Raw genomic sequence first — 16,912 nt, forward strand, 5'->3', positions numbered from 1 at the left:
TTGTCATGTGCACCATGCTATCGATGGGCGACGAACACCCGCCGATCAAATTCCGCATCTTCTGGGGGCTGACCTCTGGTGTCGTTGCGGCGGTACTGATGCTCGCAGGGGGGCTGAGCGCGCTTCAAACCGCCTCTATCGTGGCAGGTTTGCCGATTGCGGTAATCGTCTTATTGATGATTTACGGCATGGTCAGGACCCTGCACGAAGAACATCCATTGCCGGACGTCGAAGACAAACGCGAGTTGGAATTCCTGAACAGGTAACGACCTCGCTCTGTGTACAATGGCGGGGCCGGTCATCTGGCCCCGCCCGTTTAATCGACTTGCGAGACCGCCGTGCTTTCCAGGCTAAAAAAAACGAACATTTGCCATTTTGGAGACAAATGACGGTACCGGTCGGCTCGGCAAGATGATTGAAACTTTTCTTGTCGCACTCATTGCCGCAATTGTGCATTCGAATTGCCATTTGAACCCGAAAGCGATCTACTTTACCCACGCACCCGGAGCCCAAATTATGAAGATTGAATCGCTATTGGCGGCTACATGTCCGATCCTCACTGGGACTGGGTTCGTTCTGTTGGTGCTGGTGGGGCATTGGTTGTTTCAGAGCTCGCTCGTAAGTGCACGCGTCTTGATCGCTACTGAATTTTTGTACCTATTGGCATTTGCCTTATCGCTTTTGGTCGCTGCAGCGGCAGGCTTTGGAGGGGTGCGTGAAAAAAGTCCAGTTCGTACAGCGCTTGCCGTTGCAAGTATGCTACTTGGACTTTGCCTCGTCGGAATAGGGTTCAATCGTGGAGCTGCAATCCTATACGCAACTTGAGTTCAGGGGGCATTCAAGCCGAAGGAAACGGTTTATGACACAGCTCAAACGCTCAAAAATAAAGAACTTCCAGCCAATTGCACTGCAGTCCGCTATGGTTCTGATTGGCCTCGTCTCCTTGGTGGGCATCGCTGTATCGTGGGTAAATTTGATTCCGGGACTAATTGTGTTCTGCGTAACTCTTTTTGTGTCAATTATCGCTTCCGGTGCATGGATGAAATCACTCACATGCGAAGACTGCGGTCGTGCGCTCAGAGCTCCAAAAGGTTGGTGGTATCGATTTTCTGGAAAGCCAATACACTTCCATTGCGATATTTGCGACGTAAATTGGGATTTTGGCTTGCGCGGTCACGAAGACTGACGGCATGACAATCGACTCAGATCTCGGAGTGTCCATCGTTGCTGGGCACAGTTGCCGTCTGATCTGCTGCCGGAAATGTTCCAGGAACACGTTAACCCCGACACAACCACGCCCTTTCAATCCGTCTGATAGCGCTTCACCGTATTCTTCATTCCAGCCAATTCGCTTCGGCAAAAAGCCAAGAATTATGACCCTTCGCTTGATCCCGCCAAAAGGCCTCATGCGACGGGGATCCAGTCGATAACCGGCGGCTTCCTAAAAGCAAACCGCTCCAAATGCGATGCCGCCACGTGTTCGAGCCGCATTCAGTGCTCATCGGTATCTGGGAAGGTCTACATCACCAGCACGTCGCTCGACTCGCCTTCGCGGATCAGTTCCTTCAGGGGTGGAAAAGTTTCGACAGTTGCGTGCTGCATGAGTAGGTCGAAATTGTCGTCTTTCATGTCGCGAAAGATCGGGAGTTCGTGGATTTCCGGGTTTCGAGATTGGGGCATGTTGGTCTGAGTTTCTGTTTCAAGTGAAATTCGAACGACCGGCTGACGGATGTCAAGAAAGCGAGTGATGCGGTTAAATCCGGGCAAAGCCGGGACTTCCCATGGCCGTCTGATAATCGAGTATGTCGCTAAGCCTCGCGGCATTTGATCGCCTCGATACCCGATCAACTCACGGGTCGGGGTGGCGGTAGGAGGGTGGGCATGGCAGGCAAGGACCCCGTGAGTTTCGATCGGCAGGTGGCTGCGGGCGCAAGCGGTCAGGTGGTCCACGCTGCCCCGGCAGGAGTCCAGCGACCCTAGTCCCATTTGATCTAGATCAAATGGGACCGGACCTGCATGACATAGCCTCGAATACAATAGTCGATATCCATGATGTGTTCCTGTGGGCCCGTTTGGCCATATGACGCGCACGAAACAGCGCGCCGGCAGCTTTGGTTGCCGTGAATACACGAAATATTGCTGTTGATGGCAGTTCATTTTGATTGGATGCGGCAGAGAGCCGGCCTGACGTACAGACGGCAGGCGAAACTGGGGACCTCGTGTTGAGATGATGTGGCCGGGATGGCTAAGACCCAACATGCCCAAGTCGACCTATTCTCGTTCTCTGGTGAGTGTGAGCGGCATCTTTCTGGCGGGCGTTCTGTTCTGGGGCGGATTCAACTGGAGCCTGGAGGTCACAAACACCGAGACGTTCTGTACATCTTGCCACGCGATGCGGGCCTATCCGTTCGAGGAGTACAAATCCTCGGTTCACTATTCCAATCCGACCGGCGTTCGCGCGTCCTGTCCGGACTGCCACGTGCCACGGGAATGGGGAGCCAAGGTCATTCGCAAGATACGGGCCACCAACGAGCTCTATCATTGGGCGAGAGGGTCGATTGATGCGCCCGAGGATTTCCATGCCAAACGGCTCGAACTCGCGCAGCACGTTTGGGAGCGCATGGAGAAAACCGACTCCCACGAATGCCGCAACTGCCACGAATTCACTTTCATGGACACGTCCGCCCAGCAGACCAAGGCCGGCTTGCTGCACGAACTGGGGACCCAATGGCAGATGACCTGCATCGATTGCCACAAGGGAATTGCTCATTCCCTGCCCGAGGAATTCGACCGCAACGCGGTGATGGACGAGATCCACGTGAGGCTCAGGTCCGAAGATTTGGAGTGCCGGCTTTGCCACGAGGGCATGGCGGGGCCGAAACCCGGAGATGAATGGTAGCCGCAAGGAAGACGCGAAGTCCTGTGACAAGCAACTTGGACACAGAGGAGGAGGAAATGATGACTTCAAGGCAATTGGTGCTTGGACTGGTGGGCGGGGCATTGTTCGGCATGGTTCCGCCGGCTCTAGCGCAGGATGCAACACCCGAAGTTCTGCAGGAAGGTGAGGAGCTGTTTGTCGACAATTGCGAGGCCTGTCACCAGGCCGACGCCATTGGTCAACCCGGGATTGCGCCGTCGCTGACCAATCCCGAGTTCCTGAGCATCTCGTCGGACAGTTTCCTTCTCGGAACGATCCGCGACGGCCGCGAGGATACCGGCATGCCGCCGTTCTCGCACATCGGCCGCAGCGGCGCACAGGCGATTGTGGCCTATCTGCGGTCCCATTCCGAATTTCCGAACCGGGCGGCCGAGGTGGATGCCCAGCCCGAGGCCCACGGTGATCCGCGCCTGGGCGAGCAGTGGTACCACAACATCTGCTCGACCTGTCATGGCGCCGATGCCGAGGGCTACGACGCCGGCGGCGCCGGGACCGCCATTGGTCTGCCGGGCTTCTTGACCAAGGTCTCGGACGGGTTCATTCGCGAGACCATCAAGAAGGGTCGCTCCAACACCAGAATGCTGGCGTTTCAGGGGCCGGACGGCCTGGCGAACCTGTCAGACCAGGAAATCGACGACATCATCGTCTATCTGCGCAGCCTTCCAGCGAATTGATCGGAGAAAAACGTCATGAAACGTATCAAGAACGAGCTGTCGCGCCGCGATATGCTGAAGACCAGCGCCTTCGTCTCCGGGGCCGCCGCAACCAGTGGCCTTATGGTCAGCGAGAACCCCGAACTATTCATCGGATCCGCTGAGGCTGCCGAAGGTGGGGCGGAACGAACCACCGCGATCGCGCAGTGTCCCTATTGCGGGGTCGGCTGCGGCACGATCATCATTGCCGAGGACGGCAAGATCGTGTCGATGCGTCCCGACAAGGACCATCCCACGAACTACGGCCTGCAGTGCATCAAGGGCCTGACGGCGGCCGAACCGATGTACGTCGACCGGATGGAGGGTGATTCCTATGTCCGCAAGGACGTCTGGGAAGAATGGAACAAGCCCGACCACGGCAACCTTGAATTTGTGTCGAAGACCAAGGGCTCCTTCGACGAGGAGCATTTCGTCCGCGTCCCTTACGAGGAAGCCTCGGAATTGGTCGATCACAAGATCGCGCACCTTGCACAGACTTATGGCGGCAACTCGATTGCGCTTTACGGATCTGGCCAGTTGACTATGGAAGGCCAGTATCTCGAGAACCTGTTCATGAAGGGTGTGCTCGGCTCGAACACGATCGAGGCCAACGCCCGCATGTGCATGACTTCGGCCGTTACCGGCTATTTTGCGACGCTGGGCTCGGACACCCCACCACTGGCTTATGATGACATCGAGCTGTGCGACATGATTATGCACTTCGGCCACAACGCCCGTGAATCGCATCCGATCATTTTCTGGCGCGCCGCGGATCACAAGAAAAAGAACGACATTCCGACCGTCATCGCTGATCCGCGCCGCACCGGGACTGTGATGGGTTACGAGGACATCAACCCCGAAAACACGGTCCATGTACCAATACTGAATGGCGATATCAGCTTCCTCAACGCCATCGCCCATGTCCTGCTGAAAGAACATGATGACGTGATCGATTGGGATTTCGTCAAGCAACACGCCACCGGATGGGAGGAATATGTCGAAGGTGTGCTCAACAACTACAGTCCTGAACAGGTGCAGGACCGGATGGGTGGACCCAACCACGATGTTTCGCCCGAATTGATCCGCCGCGTGGCCGGGATGTTCGCCGATGCCACACGCAAGAGACTGGCGCGCGCCAAGGGCAGCCAGGAAGGCGGCTATGGCGGTGTCATCATCATGTGGGGCATCGGCTATAACCAGCATATCCACGGCCAGCACAATGTGATTTCGATCATCAACTTGCTGACCCTGACCGGGAACCTGGCGAAACCCGGCTGCGGCCCGTTCTCGATGACCGGCCAGCCCAACGCGATGGGCGAACGTTTTACCGGCGGCCTGACCGGGCGGCTGCCGTTCAACATGCCGTTGAGCGACGCCGGCTTCCGCGCCAAGATGGCCAGGGCCTGGGGCATTCCGCAGCAAAACCTCGACAACGCGCATAATTCCGGGAACCCCGGCTATGCGGTGGGCATGATGGAACGTGCCCTCAAGGACGAGGTCAAGGCGATGTTCCTTGTCTACGCCACCCATATCGACCTGCCGGACCAATACAATCTTGTGCGCCCCGCGATCACCAAGACGTTCAACGTGGTGCAGGAAATCTATCGCCACGCACCAAACAATCTTTATGCCGACGTGATCTTCCCGGCAGCGACCTGGGGCGAGGTCGAAGGCGTCTATATCAGCTCCGAACGCCGGATCAACTTATGCCAGAAGGGTGGTACGCCCCCGCCGGGCTGCCGTCCGGACATGGACATGGTGATCGACAAAGCCAAGGGGATTGGCAAGCTGCTCGGCCTGGATATGTCCAAGGCATTGCCCTACGAGCGTGGCGAGGACGGGTTCTACAACTCGGAAGAGGTCTTCCGGGATGTCATCAGGGCCTCCGACGGAACTGATACCGACCTGACCGGGATTCTGGAAGTCGAGAAACTCGACGGCGACTCGCCCTATGAGCAGCTTGAGTACTTGCGTGGCATCCAGTGGCCTGCGCCGACCTACGAGATTGCCCAGAACGGCGGGGCCAAGCGGCGTTTCATGCTTCAGGAAGGCGACTGGGCCGACAAGCCCTACGGATACTTCCGCACCAAGGACGGTAAGGTGCACATTAAACTGGTGCACCAGGATTATTCCAACCGCGAGGCCCTGACCAAGGAAATGATGCGCTTCGGTACTGAAGAAGGGCTCTATACGATCGACAACCTGGACCTGATTGAAAAGGTCCGCGATGCCGGTCTGACGCCTGACATGCCGGATGAGGAGCATCGCGGGAAGAAGTGGCAGGAAGTGCCCGACGACAAGTATCCCTACTGGTTCGGCCTTGGCGTGGTCTACGAGCATTTCCACACCGCAAAGTCCAACCGCAGCCCAACAACACGGCGTCTGGTGCCGGAAATGTATGTCGAGATGCATGAGCTGGATGCCCAGGATCTGGGGATCGAAGATGGGGATCTGGTCCGCGTAATCACCAGGCGCGGCTCGCTTCAGGCCCGTGCCCAGGTCGGTACAAACTCGCTGGTCAAACCGGCACGCAACAATGTCCCGCGAGGCTACATGTTCGGGCCTTGGAACCTGTCGGTGGCAGACAGCGCCGATCCAAAGAAGAATAAGTGGCTGGCTAATGGCGTGACCAGCCGGATCTGGGATCCGGTGTCCGGCCAGGTCGACTTCAAGAAGAGCGCCTGCCGGATCGAGAAGGTCTAGATGTCTGAAGGCAACGGCACCGAAAAGATCCTCTTGCCGGTGCCGCAGGATCACAGCCCGTCGATGCGGCGCAGGACCTTCGTACAGGCGCTCGCCTTGGCTGCGGCCTCTGCGGCTACGCCGGAGGCCGGCCGGGCGGCGCGCAATGGAAGCGGGCTGCGCTACCTGCGCCCGCCCGGAGCGCTGCCGGAGGAGGATTTCCTTCAGCTCTGCATTCATTGCGGACAATGCGGCGAGGTTTGCCCAAACAGGACCATCAAGTATTTCAGTACCGAGAATGGCTACGCCTCGATCGACACGCCCTATATCATTCCCCGCGAAAAGGGCTGTATTCTGTGCATGAAATGCGGTGATGTCTGTCCGACCGGGGCGATACAGTTCATCGAGTACGAGGTCGAGGCGATCCTCGACGAGGTCGATATGGGCACCGCCTGGGTGGACGAGCAGCTTTGCCTATCTTTCCAGGGCAAGACCTGCGGCGTGTGTTATCGCGCGTGCCCGTTACAGGACGTGGCGATCAAGGTCGGTCGGCTCGAACAGCCCCATGTGACCGACGAATGCGTGGGATGCGGACTGTGCGAACGGTCCTGCATCCAGATGCCCCAGGCCATTCGCATCATCCCGAACCGGGGGTAGCAGAGCCATGCAGACCGGCGGACCATTCTTTCTTTGGCGTCACCTGAACAAGCTGAGGTGGGCCTTTCTGAGCATCGTTTTCGCGATGCTCGTCGCGCTGCCCTTCCTGCACCTCTACCAGACCTATGTCTCGGCCCATGCCTACGATCTGTTGGCCGAGTCCGAGCAGCGGCTTTATGACGTGGTCGAAACGCTGACTGATCCGTTTGTCGACGATCCGGTTGAGGATCTCGACGCGATCAAGGGCAACACCTGGTCCGGCACGTTCTGGGGGCTGCAACTGAGCGATCCGCTGGCTGCGGCTGGACAGTCGGCGGCGGGCAGGACGCTCTACTGGCCATTCCTGCTCACCGCGCTGATCCCGGTAGTCCTGAGCATGGTTTTTGGCCGCTTCTACTGCGGCTGGGTATGCCCGGCGACGTTTCTCTACGAGCTCAACAGCAACTTCGCTGGCTGGCTGCGTTGGGCTGGGCTGAAACCCGGAAACCGCACGTTCGACAAGCGGCTTAAATACGGCGTGCTCGTCCTCGGGCTGGTCCTGTCGGCGGCGAGCGGCTCGATATTGGTCGCGACGATCTATCCGCCGGCGATCATCGGGCGCGAGATCTACTACGCAGTCGCGCTCGGCGGCTTCGGCGGCGGGGCGGTCTTTTTCATCGGGACGCTGCTCTTTGATCTTATGGTCGCGCGGCGCGGATTCTGCCGGTATCTCTGCCCGGGCGGGGCGCTGTATTCCCTCCTGGGACGCTACCGGGTGGTGCGCATCCGACGGATCGTCGAGACCTGCAACGATTGCGCCAAATGCAACGCGATCTGCGAATTCGGGTTGGATCCGCTGCGGGACGGCTTCGGGCAGGAGTGCAACAACTGTACCGCCTGTATGGCGATCTGCCCCACCGCCGCGCTTACCTTCACGCTTCGGATCACCGACTATCCTGAACAGGGTCCGGGGCATCTTGGCCGCCAGTACCGGCGCGAGTACGCACAGCAGGACATGGAGGCGGCCGAATGAAGCGTCGGAGACTCCTGCAGGAACTACTGGCCGGCGCCGCCGTGGTGTCGGCCGGCGTGCTGCCCTATGGCATCGCGATTTTGCTGGCTCCGAGCGGGCCGGCGCGGACCCATGGCAGCCACCTGCGCCCACCCGGGGCGCTTAAGGATGACGATGCGTTCGTCTCCGCCTGCATCGGCTGCAGTCTCTGCGGCGAAGTTTGTCCGCCGCGGTGCATCAAGTTCCACGCCCGCGACGGCGGCGGTGCGGTGAACACGCCCTACATCGACCCCACCGATAAGGCCTGCATTCTGTGCGACAAGTGCATGCAGGCCTGCCCGACCGAAGCTCTGACCGTCGCGCGGCGCGACGAGGTCGATATGGGTTACGCCGATATCGACGAGACGGCCTGCTACCCCTGGGTCGACCGGGGCATCTGCGGTGCCTGCGTCGCGATCTGTCCTCTGGGCGAAAGGGCGATCAGTTTCGATTTCGCCAACGTCTACCGGCCCGTGGTACAATCGGGCTGCGTCGGCTGCGGGATGTGCGTGGAAATCTGCCCGCACCCCAGCAAGCCGATCTGGATCGTCGAAAGACCCGAGGACGCAGAGCGTCCCCCCGTCAGAGGTTGAATGATGCCAATGCCCGTGCCCTGGAAACTCCGCCATTCGCGCCAGCTGCTACCTGCAACCTTTGCCCTGTTGTGCTGGCTGGGCACGGTGGCCGCGGTCCAGGCCCATCACGTGCTGGGGCGCCCGTCCTACAGCCTCGGCGAGGATTCCAATACGCCCTCAAGCCTTCAGTCGGAAACCCAGATCGGCAATTTCTTCGTGACCTACATGGTGTTTCCCGCCTTCCCAAAACCCGGCAATCCCGGCCGCATCAACCTCTATGTGACACGTTTCGGTGGGCAGGAGCTGTTTGACGGGCAGGTGACCTTCACGGTGCGGGACGATTCCTGGGCCTCTCGCCTCGGCTTCGGCCGGGAGCCCGAGGTCCTCGGCCGGCAGTCGCTTGACGACGGCGTGTTCCGCCAGGCGTTCAGCTTTCATGAGAACGGCAGCTACATGATCCGCGCCGCTTTCGACGCCGACGGGGAGCCGCACGAGATCGATTTCCCGCTGCGCGTCGGTCCGCCGCCGCGGATCGGCCCTATCGGCCTAACCATCGGCATTCTGACGGTCGTCCTTCTGACTGTGACCGTTATCCAGCGGCGCCGCTCGATGACCGGAAAGATACGGAATGCCCATGACTAGTCCGGTCCGTTGGCGCGGCACAGGCGCACAGACCAGTTCCAACTGGGGACGGAGCCGACACCTGTGGAGATGAGCGTTACCGATAGCGGCGAGATGATCCACCCGGGGCTGCCGCTGGCCTGGGGCCTGGCGGTTCTGGCCTCAATGCTGCTGGTAGGAGGCGTGATGCTGATTGCCCGCGCGGATGGGGAGAGCCGAACCAGGCATTTCGAGCTCGCGGCAATGCCCGGGATCGGCGGTGCGATCAGCTATGCGGCCTCCTCGACCTGGCTGCTTCGGGTGCTGAAGCTGCTGTTTCTCGCCCTGTTCCTGCTCATCATCGCGTCCGGGCTCTACGGCACGCCGATCCCCGAGCGCAACGCCGCTACGGTCCTGACGTGGAATCTCTGGTGGTCGGGACTGATCGTGTCGGTGTTCTTCGCGGGTTCGATCTGGTGCGCTGTCTGCCCGTGGAATACGTTCGCCAACCTGCTGGTCAACCGCCGCCTGACCGGACGCGCGCGCCGCGGCAGCCGCCTTGTCCTGAGGGTGCCGAAGTACCTGCGCAACCTCTGGCCGGCGCTGATCATGTTTATCGGGCTGACCTGGCTCGAACTCGGGGTCGGCGTGACCGTCAGCCCCTACGCAACGGCGATCTTGGCGCTGGTCATCGTCATTCTGGCAACCGCCTCGCTGGCAATCTTCGAGCGTCGCGCCTTTTGTCGGTTCTTCTGCCCGGTCGGACGCACGGTCGGCTTCTACTCGCAACTTGCACCGGTCGAGCAGCGCCCGCGCGATACGCAAATCTGCGCCGATTGCACCACGCTCGAATGCTACTACGGATCGGAAACCGTCGAGCCTTGCCCGACACACCAGCTGATGGGCCGGATGCGCCAGAACACCTTCTGCACATCCTGCGGCAATTGCGCCCGGTCTTGCCCGGAAAGCAACGTCGTCTGGCGCCTGCGTAGCCCGAGCGCCGAGGCGATCCGCGATGCGCGCCCGCATTGGGACGAGGCCTGGTTCATGCTCGGGCTGCTCGCCCTGACCGGGTTTCACGGTCTGACGATGATGGCGTTCTGGGACGGCTGGATCAGCGCGCTTGCCCGCGCCATCGGCGATTCCGGCCAGCTGCTGACGAGCTTCTCGCTGGGATTGGCGGCGAGCCTGGCGGCGCCCTTCCTGCTCTACGCGGCGGCGGTCTGGATGACTTGCAGGGTAGGGGGTCTGACAACGGGGTTCGCAACCGTGTTCTCGCGATTTGCCTTCGTGGCTCTGCCGCTGGCCTTCGCCTACCACCTGGCACATAATCTAAACCATCTGGTGCGCGAGGGGTCCAGCCTGTCCGAGGTTCTGGTCAACCCGTTCGGCCAGGGCGCGCTTCCGCTTGGCGACATGGAAAAACACGTGCGCGCGATGGACATGGCGATCCCGCATGGCTGGGTCCATGCGATTCAGGCGGGGTTGGTCGCGCTTGGATTCCTGATTGCCATGCGCGTAATCCAGAGCCGCGGGCAAAGCCTGCTGCCTCAGGACGGCCGGTCGAGGCAGATTGTGGCGTTGGCCCCGATGGCCCTGTTTGCGGCCGGGATGACCGCGTTCCACCTGTGGCTTCTGATGCAGCCCATGGTGATGCGCCTGTAACTGGAAGTTTAGGTCCACTATCGGGAGGGCCATGTGAACCGACGAGAGCTCTTGACAGCCGCCTGGCGCGGCGAGCCGAACGACGCTCCGGGGCCACGAAGCCTGCGCTGGGTGCGCCCGCCCTATGCGCTGGACGAGCCCGATTTTCTGAGGAAATGCACCGGCTGCGGCGACTGCGGCACGGCCTGCCCGCACCAGACAATCTTCGCGCTTCCCGCGGCTTCGGGATGGAGGGCGGAAGGCACTCCCGCATTGAACCTGCTCAGCCGGAGCTGCCACATGTGCGACGGCTGGCCTTGTGTCGCCGCCTGCGAAACGGGCGCTCTGGCAGTTCCCGATCACGGCAACGAGGAGCTGCCCGAACTTCCGAAATTGGCCCGTGCCGAAATCGACTCAGACGCCTGCATCGCCTACCTCGGACCGGAATGCGGTGCCTGCGCCCACGCCTGCCCGGTTCCCGGGGCCCTGCACTTCGAGATGGGCATTCGGCCTGTCATCCGCGCCGATCTGTGTACGGGCTGCGCGCTTTGCCGCGAGGCCTGCGTCGTCGAAACGAAGGCGATCTCGATTTCGCCAATCGTCCACACAGCCAACACGCCGGAGCCGTCATGAGACCGTGCCCGATCGTCCGCGCCGCCTTGGTCCTGCTGCTGGGGATCATGCTGACCGGTAGCAGCGCGACGGCGGCAGAGAGTTTGAAAGACGCGATCAGCCCTTACCTCCGGGCGCATGCCGATGATGAGATCGAGTGGCATCCCTGGGGCGAGGACGCCTTGCGCCGTGCCAAACAGGAACAGAAGCTGATCTTTCTCTCGATCGGGTATGCGAGTTGCCATTGGTGTCACGTACAGGCCCGCACGACGTTCTCTGACCCACGCGTGATTTCCATTCTCAAGGATCACTTTGTCAGTATTCTGGTGGACCGCGAAGAGCGACCGGATCTCGATCATCATTTCGCGGCAGTGATGTCGGCGATGACCGGCCAGCAGGGGTGGCCGGCGAATTTCTTCCTGGCTCCCGATCTCACACCGCTTTTCGCTGCGGGATACATCGCGCCGGAGAGTGAATTCGGCACCCCCGGTTTGCTAGACGTGGCGGATAAGCTGGCAACACGGTGGACAACCGACCGCGACGCATTCCTGAAAGAGGTGGAGGAGATCAGCAGCGAGTTGCGCGCATTGTTCGACAACCGCGCAGTCGCGGCCGGGCCGGCTCAGGGCCTGTCCGATCCCCGCCGGGCTGCCACGCAGGCCTGGACCGACAGCTTCGATGCGGAGTACGGTGGGTTCGGCCAAGGCCAGAAGTTCCTGTTTCCCAACGTCCTGTCCTTCTTGCTGAATGAATCCGTCAGGCTTGACGACACGGGTCTCATGGAAAAGACGCTCGCCACGCTCGATCAGATGGCTGCGGGTGGAATTCGCGATCAACTAGGCGGTGCCTTTCATCGCTATGCGGTCGATCGCTACTGGCAGGTGCCGCATTTCGAAATCATGTTGAATGAAAATGCCCTTATGGCGGTGCTTTACCTAGAGGCTTACCAGGCTTCCGGTCGACCACGCTACGCGGCGGTGGCACGTGGTATTCTCGACGATCTTCTGGAGCGGTTTAGATTGCCCGGGGGCGGTTTTGCGACAGCGCTTGATGCCGATTCCGGCGAAATCGAAGGCGTTTTCTACACTTGGACCACCGAGGAGGTGCGCGCGGTTCTCGGAGAGGCCCAAGCTGCACCGTTCCTGTCAGACTATCTGGATTCCGAGCACGGCTTGTTGAAGGGACGCGCCGTCCTGCGGATTCGGCGGGAACCGGCCGCGTTTCTGGATATCCAGACCCGTCATTCCAAGAACCTTCAACGGTTGCGTGCTGCGCGGGCAAGACGACCTGCACCATTGAGCGATGACAAGGTGCTGACATCCTGGACCGCCCTGGCCGTCAGTGCCTTTGCGAAGGCCGCCCAGGTGCTGGGAGAGGAACGCTACTATCAGGTGGCCATTCAGGAAGCGGAGCAACTGATGGCTTCCGTGAATGCGAATGGCCGCCTGGTCCACAGCCGACGAGGCGAGGTTTTGGGCGAAGATGTTTTTCTCGACGACTATTCCTTTCTTGCTCAGGCACTGATCGACCTGTTCGAGACCGACTTCGATCCCGAACATCTGGACCGGGCGCTTGCTTTGATGGAGGACGCGTTCACGCTGTTCCAGGCGGAAACGGGAGCACTGTTTCAGTTCACGCCCATTGACCGGGATTCGGACATTCCAACCCGCGTCATACTCGACGAGATCGGAACTCCCTCGGGCAACGCTATAGCAATGTCCGCCCTCTATCGCCTGCGCCTCTTCGGTGCCGATGAGGCATTTGCCCGCCGGGCGGAGGAGGTGGCTCTGGAGCTTGCCAGTCATTTTGAAACCTCGGCCGGTTCGGTGACGGGATCGTTGAACGGACTTTCTTTCCGATCGAATGAAGCACGCGAAATCGTCATTGTCGGGCGCCTGCAGGACGACGCGACCCAGGACCTGTTGCGAGAAGTCCGCCGTCGGCGGCTTCCTGGCACGGTTCTTGCAGTGATCCCCGAAGATGCTCCACAGCTCGACGGCGACTGGATATTGCTGTCTGGCCGCCCGCTGCTGGACAACCGCCCGACTGCCTATATCTGCCGCAACCGGCTGTGCAACTTTCCTGTCAATTCAGTCGACGCGTTCGCGATGCAGCTTGATGCCATTAATCATCAAACGGCCAGATGACATGACCAACTCGGTTCCAACCGCCGACGCGCTTTCCCCATAGGCACTACCCAACCTGTCCGTCATCCTTGCTTCCTTTTCCAGAAGCATGGACCAGATCAGTCATACACAGAAGATCGGACTCTCTCCAAAGCTTTCATGTTTCATTCCGGTCGGTCGGCCGAAGATCCTGAACCTCCGATGGACTTGACGTGTCGGAACGATATTTTACTCGTTGAGTTGCCAGTAGATGCGGTGACCTCTCCGTTGTTCCACTTGTGAATCAATGCTATGTTTTCACCTGTGTCGGGATCATAAATTTCTATCACCGGCTGTGCCTCGGTCATCTGCGCACTCATAAGTTCTGCCTTACCGTTTGCCAGCAACTCGTAGACGATAATTAGGCGACGGCATCGCGGCGAGTGCCCCGCCCGCCTCCAGTCTTTTCTTCGGACGCGCGCCGATGAACTCAAGAACCACATCCAGCCAGTGAACCGCTTGACGATAAAGATCCTGGTCCTGCGGCGGGTCAGTCTCCATGTCGGCGATATCAATTAAGTAGTCAGGCCCAACCTCTTCGATAATTGACGCAAGAGCGGTCGACAAAAACTTCTGTGAAACATTGATTCCATGCCGTGCTGCGAACCTCTCGCACGGATAACCAATGACGATTGTCGGATCGTCCTTGGACGCATCCACATACCATCTTGACATCTTCTTCGTCAGGCTCCGCATGCCGGCAATCGTTTCGAAAACCTGGTTCTCGAGTGCCATTGGCATTTGCTGAACGGCATTGCTGATATCGACGGCCGTGCTTTCGGGAACCCCGTAGTGCCTGGCGAGATCGCTGGCATCGAAACCCAGCGTCTGCATTAACAACGTCCCTGTTGTGTGACCCATCTCACACTCCCTCCATGTACTTCGCTTATTCTGTTAGATGCAGCGTTGTAATCGCAGTCCCGAATTATTCGGACTGCTACCTGCCGCTTTCGGCGGAACAACTTCGCATTCGAAGGCAAGGAAATTGCCACTTTCGTTGCGAACGATTGGTCCGATTGAGCTCGGTGCATAGCCGAGCTTCCTGGCGACGCGCATTATGGCGGGAGAACCCATGGCAAGACATTTGCAGACACCTTTTAATGCCAGGTGATTGTTGGCGGCCTCAAGCATCGGCGCAGCGACCCCAGGGTTTACAGCCGCCACACGAGTGAGCTCCCAGACGTCGGCCTGACGCGGCAGCTCAAAAGTGCAAATCTCTTCGGGAAGGCCTTCAAGCAGCCCCGCCGCCGCGTCCGCTATCATGTAGGTATTCGGATCAAGCGACAGCTGCGAGCTGTAGAACTCATGGTCAGTAGGGAAAAGTCTCGCCCCGCCCACAACCTCTCCGGTATCACCGTCTACCGCGATGACATATTCCGCGCCCTCGCGATCGTATTCATCGAGCTCGACATCCTTGATGGTGATGAGATCCCAGCCCAGACCCTGGGCGAAGACGCGGTGCCTGAGCATGTAGTACCCATGCACAAGGTTTTGGTGCTTTCTGTCGCGGCCAAACGGTATCACCACGGTCTCGATGTTCATCCCAATCTCTCTGGTCGGCAAGATGCTGCAAGCCACAGCCAACCAGCTTCGGGCCGCTTTGACTACAACTTATGCATGCAGTACCCTCAATTCTGACGAAAGACAGGTTTCAACTGTCGAAAGCCAGAATCGCTCTGACGAAAGCCAGACTTCATCAGTCATTTGTCAGATTGTGAGAGGTAGGTTTGGTTAAATGGACGAATCGATCCCGAAGGTCGACCGTGAGATTCTGCAGATCAGCGAAAAGGTAGAGCTCCACTTTCGGCCTATGAAAGAGCTCTTAAATTCGCTGGATGTCAAGTGGTACACGCTTCTGGTCAATTACTCCGTGCGTGGCTACGAGCACTTTGACAGCACCTACCCCGAAGACTGGCAGATTGAGTACGACAGCAAGAATTACCATGTCGGCGATCCTGCCCTTATGTGGAGCATGTTCAAGGAAGGTTACATCCGGTGGTCCGAGATTAAGATTCCTGACATACGAGGGGTCTGGAGGCGCGCGAGAGCGTTCGATCTCAACTTCGGCGCCTCCTTCAGCCACAGATCCGCTGGCAAGCGCACCGTCATCTATCTTGCAAAACCCGACCGCGAATTCTCCGACAAAGAATTGATCATGGTCGCGGATGAAATGGAACGCTTCGTTAGGCACGTGGCGCCCGGCGACTTGTTGACTGAGCGCGAAGTCGACGTCCTGAAGCTCTACACAGAAGGACTGTCTTTCAGGGAAGTTGGAGCCGAGCTCAACATCACGGAGTCCGCCGCTAAGGAACGCATCGCAAGCGCCAAGCGCAAGCTCGAATGCAAGTCCACCGCACACCTTATTCGCAAGGTCATCGAGGAACAGCTGCTGGATTGAGGTGACGGCTCGCGAGCGGGCGGCACCAGGTGGGCCCGCATCCCCGCATTGGACAGTGTAAGGCAGTTGCCTCGCTGGTTCGCTTTCATTACCTTTTGAGCAGGCGGATTCACACGCCTCCTCCGACCGGCGATATGAGGTAAGGCCTGGAGCCAGTGATTGACAGCGATTTCTGCCACACGAGCCCTTTAGGTCTTGGACAGGCCGGTCATCCAATATCGTGTAGGGATCGTGATGCTGGTCGACTCGCACCAACTCCATCAAATCGAAAAGCTGCGCAAGAAAGCCAAGGATCTTGCCAATAGCAGCGGCTTACAGCTTGCCAAAAGCCAGAATAACCTGGCCAGGGAAATAGGGTATTCCTCCTGGGCGGATATGATCTCCAAGAGCGTGGATCTATCAGTCCCGGACAAAACCGAAGCCTCAGATCATGACGTAGTGCGGCTCTGGAACAAAAACGAGGCCGGACGAGCCCGGTTGGGCGAAGTGGCCAAATCAGGGTACAGCGTGACGGTTAACTCTCCCGGTTGAGCCGTGGGCTTTTCGGCGTCTACTTACCCCGATGGTTGGAAGAAAACCTACGAGAAACCCGGGTTCGTTATGGTTGACCCAATCCTAATTCCATCTCATTGCACTGGCAGCAGAGCGAAGCGGTGGTCGGAGATCAAGGTTCCCGACATCAAAGGTGTACTGAAAAAAGCTGGGAACCATGGCCTGAAATTCGGCGCGACAGTCATACGTTCTCAAAATGGCCATGTCTCGCTCCTGAATACGGCACGCAGCGACCAGGAGTACACGGATGGTGAGGTCGTACAACTGTCGGAATGGTTCGACATGTTCTTGTTCTTTTTTAGTGAGGACCCCTAAAGCCTCCCGCCATTAACCTGAGACATAGCCGGCAGCCTTGAAGTAGTTCCAG

At 59.1% G+C, this 16,912-nt stretch carries 19 protein-coding genes; 16 read left to right on the forward strand and 3 right to left on the reverse strand.

Annotated elements, in window-relative coordinates; genetic code table 11:
* The 3 genes from GOX53_RS27155 to GOX53_RS27160 form a co-directional block, all read left to right on the forward strand.
* A partial coding sequence (locus tag GOX53_RS27155) for a BCCT family transporter (protein ID WP_171181989.1) occupies window positions 1-266 on the forward strand: 266 nt, incomplete at its 5' end.
* Between the two features lie 145 nt (window positions 267-411).
* On the forward strand, window positions 412-825 hold the full coding sequence (locus GOX53_RS29645) for a hypothetical protein (RefSeq protein ID WP_217351961.1): 414 nt from the start codon (window positions 412-414) through the stop codon (window positions 823-825).
* Between the two features lie 34 nt (window positions 826-859).
* The gene (locus GOX53_RS27160) at window positions 860-1,186 is read left to right on the forward strand and encodes a hypothetical protein (RefSeq protein ID WP_171181991.1); all 327 of its coding nucleotides are present in this window, start codon (window positions 860-862) and stop codon (window positions 1,184-1,186) included.
* 332 nt (window positions 1,187-1,518) lie between these two features.
* Here GOX53_RS27160 and GOX53_RS27165 read toward each other — a convergent pair whose 3' ends face one another.
* Window positions 1,519-1,950: a hypothetical protein gene (locus GOX53_RS27165; protein WP_171181993.1), complete on the reverse strand. Its 432-nt coding sequence runs from the start codon at window positions 1,948-1,950 to the stop codon at window positions 1,519-1,521.
* A gap of 307 nt (window positions 1,951-2,257) precedes the next feature.
* On the opposite strand from GOX53_RS27165, the gene GOX53_RS27170 reads away from it, so the two are divergent.
* From GOX53_RS27170 to GOX53_RS27215, 10 genes are all read left to right on the forward strand, one after another.
* Window positions 2,258-2,899: a NapC/NirT family cytochrome c gene (locus tag GOX53_RS27170; RefSeq protein WP_171181995.1), complete on the forward strand. Its 642-nt coding sequence runs from the start codon at window positions 2,258-2,260 to the stop codon at window positions 2,897-2,899.
* A 56-nt stretch (window positions 2,900-2,955) separates the two neighbouring features.
* On the forward strand, window positions 2,956-3,612 hold the full coding sequence (locus tag GOX53_RS27175) for a c-type cytochrome (protein ID WP_217351962.1): 657 nt from the start codon (window positions 2,956-2,958) through the stop codon (window positions 3,610-3,612).
* Between the two features lie 15 nt (window positions 3,613-3,627).
* The gene (locus GOX53_RS27180) at window positions 3,628-6,333 is read left to right on the forward strand and encodes a molybdopterin oxidoreductase family protein (RefSeq protein ID WP_171181997.1); all 2,706 of its coding nucleotides are present in this window, start codon (window positions 3,628-3,630) and stop codon (window positions 6,331-6,333) included.
* Window positions 6,334-6,969, forward strand: a complete 636-nt coding sequence (locus GOX53_RS27185; protein WP_217351963.1) for a 4Fe-4S dicluster domain-containing protein — start codon at window positions 6,334-6,336, stop codon at window positions 6,967-6,969.
* A 7-nt stretch (window positions 6,970-6,976) separates the two neighbouring features.
* Window positions 6,977-7,981, forward strand: coding sequence for a 4Fe-4S binding protein (locus tag GOX53_RS27190; protein ID WP_171181999.1), 1,005 nt, complete (start codon window positions 6,977-6,979; stop codon window positions 7,979-7,981).
* Window positions 7,978-8,592, forward strand: coding sequence for a 4Fe-4S dicluster domain-containing protein (locus GOX53_RS27195; protein WP_171182001.1), 615 nt, complete (start codon window positions 7,978-7,980; stop codon window positions 8,590-8,592). The genes GOX53_RS27190 and GOX53_RS27195 overlap by 4 nt, the downstream gene beginning before the upstream one ends.
* Window positions 8,593-8,601: 9 nt before the next feature.
* Complete coding sequence (locus GOX53_RS27200) at window positions 8,602-9,216, forward strand: hypothetical protein (protein WP_171182003.1); 615 nt, start codon at window positions 8,602-8,604, stop codon at window positions 9,214-9,216.
* A gap of 69 nt (window positions 9,217-9,285) precedes the next feature.
* Window positions 9,286-10,839, forward strand: coding sequence for a 4Fe-4S binding protein (locus GOX53_RS27205; RefSeq protein ID WP_217351964.1), 1,554 nt, complete (start codon window positions 9,286-9,288; stop codon window positions 10,837-10,839).
* 33 nt (window positions 10,840-10,872) lie between these two features.
* The gene (locus GOX53_RS27210) at window positions 10,873-11,451 is read left to right on the forward strand and encodes a 4Fe-4S dicluster domain-containing protein (protein ID WP_171182004.1); all 579 of its coding nucleotides are present in this window, start codon (window positions 10,873-10,875) and stop codon (window positions 11,449-11,451) included.
* On the forward strand, window positions 11,448-13,577 hold the full coding sequence (locus tag GOX53_RS27215; protein WP_171182006.1) for a thioredoxin domain-containing protein: 2,130 nt from the start codon (window positions 11,448-11,450) through the stop codon (window positions 13,575-13,577). Before GOX53_RS27210 ends, GOX53_RS27215 begins: the two co-directional genes overlap by 4 nt.
* A gap of 348 nt (window positions 13,578-13,925) precedes the next feature.
* On the opposite strand, the gene GOX53_RS27220 is transcribed toward GOX53_RS27215, so the two are convergent.
* Window positions 13,926-14,429 carry a hypothetical protein gene (locus GOX53_RS27220; protein WP_171182008.1) on the reverse strand — a complete coding sequence of 168 codons (504 nt, stop codon included), beginning with the start codon at window positions 14,427-14,429 and terminating at the stop codon, window positions 13,926-13,928.
* A 60-nt stretch (window positions 14,430-14,489) separates the two neighbouring features.
* Complete coding sequence (locus tag GOX53_RS27225) at window positions 14,490-15,137, reverse strand: acyl-homoserine-lactone synthase (protein ID WP_171182010.1); 648 nt, start codon at window positions 15,135-15,137, stop codon at window positions 14,490-14,492.
* Between the two features lie 193 nt (window positions 15,138-15,330).
* Between GOX53_RS27225 and GOX53_RS27230 the strand changes: the two genes are divergently transcribed.
* The 3 genes from GOX53_RS27230 to GOX53_RS30415 all read left to right on the forward strand — a co-directional run bounded on the left by GOX53_RS27230 (window position 15,331) and on the right by GOX53_RS30415 (window position 16,860).
* On the forward strand, window positions 15,331-15,993 hold the full coding sequence (locus tag GOX53_RS27230; RefSeq protein WP_171182012.1) for an autoinducer binding domain-containing protein: 663 nt from the start codon (window positions 15,331-15,333) through the stop codon (window positions 15,991-15,993).
* Between the two features lie 234 nt (window positions 15,994-16,227).
* The gene (locus tag GOX53_RS27235; RefSeq protein WP_171182014.1) at window positions 16,228-16,524 is read left to right on the forward strand and encodes a hypothetical protein; all 297 of its coding nucleotides are present in this window, start codon (window positions 16,228-16,230) and stop codon (window positions 16,522-16,524) included.
* A 3-nt stretch (window positions 16,525-16,527) separates the two neighbouring features.
* Window positions 16,528-16,860: an autoinducer binding domain-containing protein gene (locus GOX53_RS30415; protein ID WP_171182015.1), complete on the forward strand. Its 333-nt coding sequence runs from the start codon at window positions 16,528-16,530 to the stop codon at window positions 16,858-16,860.
* The last annotated feature ends 52 nt before the right edge of the window (window positions 16,861-16,912 follow it).

The organism is Ruegeria sp. HKCCD8929 (genome assembly GCF_013031405.1).
Classification (GTDB): domain Bacteria; phylum Pseudomonadota; class Alphaproteobacteria; order Rhodobacterales; family Rhodobacteraceae; genus Ruegeria.